3 protein-coding genes are annotated in these 3,046 nt (G+C 71.0%); all 3 read right to left on the bottom strand.

The annotated features are described in order from the left end of the window. A partial coding sequence (locus AC1DY2_RS17885; RefSeq protein ID WP_476763635.1) for an aldehyde dehydrogenase family protein occupies nucleotides 1–663 on the bottom strand: 663 nt, incomplete at its 3' end. After that, nucleotides 660–2,240, bottom strand: coding sequence for an aldehyde dehydrogenase family protein (locus AC1DY2_RS17880; RefSeq protein ID WP_476763634.1), 1,581 nt, complete (start codon nucleotides 2,238–2,240; stop codon nucleotides 660–662). The genes AC1DY2_RS17880 and AC1DY2_RS17885, both read right to left, overlap by 4 nt. 16 nt (nucleotides 2,241–2,256) lie before the next feature. Further along, nucleotides 2,257–3,046, bottom strand: a 790-nt coding sequence (gene deoC / locus AC1DY2_RS17875; protein ID WP_476763633.1) for a deoxyribose-phosphate aldolase, incomplete at its 5' end; no start/stop codon positions are given.

The raw sequence follows: 3,046 nt of genomic DNA, 5'->3' as shown, positions 1-3,046 counted from the left end.
CGCGAGCCACGGCGCGATCTCGGCGGGCGAGCCCGTGAGCACGTTCACGACGCCCTTCGGCACGTCGCTGGTGGCGAGCACCTCGGCGAGGCTGATCGCCGAGAGGGGGAACCGCTCGCTCGCCACGACCACGACGGCGTTGCCGGCGACGAGTGCCGGGGCGACGGCGGACACGAACCCGAGCAGCGAGCTGTCCTGCGGCGCGACGATCGCCACGACGCCCGTGGGCTCGGGCACCGAGATGTTGAAGTACGGCCCGGCGACCGGGTTGGCGTTGCCGGCGACCTGGGCGAACTTGTCGGCCCAGCCCGCGTACCAGACCCAGCGATCGATCGACTCGTCGACCTGCGCCTCGGCCGTCGCGCGCGACACGCCCTCGGCCTCCTCGATCTCGGCGACGAACTGCGCGCGACGGCCCTCGAGGAGCTCCGCGATGCGGTAGAGCACCTGGCCACGGTTGTACGCGGTCGCGCCGCTCCACGACGCCACCGCGCCGCGCGCGGCGACGATCGCGTCACGGGCGTCCTTGCGCGACGCCTTCGCGGCGTTGGCGAGGAACGCGCCGTCGGCACGCAGCACCTCGTAGGTGCGGCCGGATTCGCTGCGGGGGAACGCGCCGCCGATGTAGAGCTTGTACGTCTTCGGCACGGCGAGGCGGGTCATCGCTTCGATCCCTTCGTGGTGGTGTCGGCTGCTCGGCGCTGCGTGCTCCGGCGGGTGCGCTTGGGCGCGGCATCCGCGGTCTCGATGGGCTTCGTCGTGGCCGGAGCGGCGAGGCTCTGCCGGGTGGCGCCCTGGCCGATGGGCGTCGGCGACAGGTAGGCGGCGAGGCCGTGGCGACCGCCCTCGCGGCCGTAGCCCGACTCCTTGTAGCCGCCGAACGGGCTCGCCGGATCGAAGCGGTTGAACGTGTTCGCCCAGATCACGCCGGCGCGCAGCTCGTCGGCGACGGCGAGGATGCGGCTGCCCTTGTCGCTCCAGATGCCGGCCGACAGGCCGTAGGGCGTGTTGTTCGCCTTCGCGATCGCCTCGGCCGGGGTGCGGAACGTGAGCACCGAGAGCACCGGCCCGAAGATCTCCTCACGGGCGATGCGGCTCGACGTCTGCACGTTGGTGAAGATCGTCGGCGCGTACCAGAACCCGTTCTCGGGGATCACGCACGGCGCGCTCCAGCGCTCGGCGCCCTCGGCCACGCCGATGTCGGACAGCTCGCGGATGCGCTCGAGCTGCTCCTTCGAGTTGATCGCGCCGATGTCGGTGTTCTTGTCGAGCGGGTCGCCGAGGCGCAGCGTCGAGAGGCGCAGCTTCAGGCGCTCGACGACCTCGTCGTGCACGTTCTCCTGCACGAGGAGCCGCGAGCCGGCGCAGCAGACGTGGCCCTGGTTGAAGAAGATGCCGTTGACGATGCCCTCGATGGCCTGGTCGATGGGCGCGTCGTCGAAGACGATGTTCGCGGCCTTGCCGCCGAGCTCGAGGGTGACCTTCTTGTCGGTGCCGGCGACCTGCTTGGCGATCGCACGACCCACCGCGGTGGAGCCGGTGAACGCGACCTTGTCGACGCCGTCGTGCGCGACGAGCGCCGCGCCGGTGTCGCCCGCGCCGGTGATGATGTTCACGACGCCGGGAGGCAGGTCGGCCTGCTGGAGGATCTCGGCGAAGATGAGCGCCGACAGCGGCGTGGTCTCTGCGGGCTTCAGCACGACGGTGTTTCCGGCCGCGAGCGCCGGGGCGATCTTCCACGCGAGCATGAGCAGCGGGAAGTTCCACGGGATGACCTGCGCGGCCACCCCGAGCGAGCGGGGATTCGCGCCGAGGCCCGCGTGGTCGAGCTTGTCGGCCCAGCCGGCGTAATAGAAGAACCACGCGGCGACGAGCGGCACGTCGACGTCGCGCGACTCCTTGATGGGCTTGCCGTTGTCGAGCGACTCGGCGACGGCGAGCTCGCGGGCGCGCTCCTGCACCAGCCGTGCGATGCGGAAGAGGTACTTGCCCCGGTCGCGGCCGCTCATGCGCGACCACGTGCGGTCGTAGGCACGGCGAGCCGCGGCGACCGCGTCGTCGACGTCGGCCTGGTTGGCGCTGGAGATCTCGGCGATGCGCTCTTCGGTCGCCGGGGAGATGGTCTGGAAGGGCGCGCCGCGGCCGTCGACGAACTCGCCGTCGATGAAGAGGCCGTACTGGTCGCGGAGCGACAGGATCGCCCGCGACTCGGGTGCCGGTGCGTAGTCGAGGAAGCTCATGTTCGTCGTTCTCGTCTCAGTCGATCGTCACGTAGTCGGGGCCGGAGTAGTGTCCGGTGGTCATCTTCTGGCGCTGCAGCAGCACGTCGTTGAGGAGGCTCGACGCGCCGAAGCGGAACAGGTGCGGCACGAGCCACTCCTCGCCGACGGTCTCGGCCACGGTCACGAGGTACTTGATCGCGTCCTTCGAGGTGCGGATGCCGCCCGCGGGCTTCACGCCGATGCGCTGGCCGGTGAGCAGGTGCCAGTCGCGCACGACCTCGAGCATGAGGAGCGTGACGGGCAGCGTCGCCGCGGGCTGGACCTTGCCCGTCGACGTCTTGATGAAGTCGCCGCCGGCGAGGATCGAGAGCCACGAGGCGCGGCGCACGTTGTCGTAGGTGACGAGCTCGCCGGTCTCGAGGATCACCTTGAGGCTGGCGCTCGTGCCGTCGGCGCGGCGGCATGCCTCTTTCACCGCGGCGATCTGGTCGAAGACGAGGCCGTAGCGACCGGCGAGGAACGCGCCGCGGTCGATGACCATGTCGATCTCGTCGGCACCGGCGGCGACGGCTTCTGCCGTGTCGGCGAGCTTGATGTCGAGCGACGAGCGGCCGCTCGGGAACGCCGTCGCGACGGCCGCGACCGAGATGAGCCCGTCATCGGGGTCGCCGTGGGCGGCGCCGAGCGCGTCGACGGCGTACGGCACCATGTCGCCGTACACGCAGACCGCGGCGACCCGCGGGGTCGAGGCATCCGACGGATCGGGGGTCATCGCCTTGGCGACGAGCGAGCGCACCTTGCCGGGAGTGTCGGCACCCTCGAGK

The sequence above is a fragment of the Agromyces sp. P1_H4 genome (assembly GCF_056405255.1).
The sequence above is the reverse complement of the archived record's forward strand: the minus strand, read 5'-3'. Positions and strand labels throughout refer to the sequence as shown.

Excerpts from the sequence above, each read along its gene's own strand:
- AC1DY2_RS17880 (WP_476763634.1), bottom strand. The coding sequence starts at position 2,240 with ATGAGCTTCCTCGACTACGCACCGGCACCCGAGTCGCGGGCGATCCTG.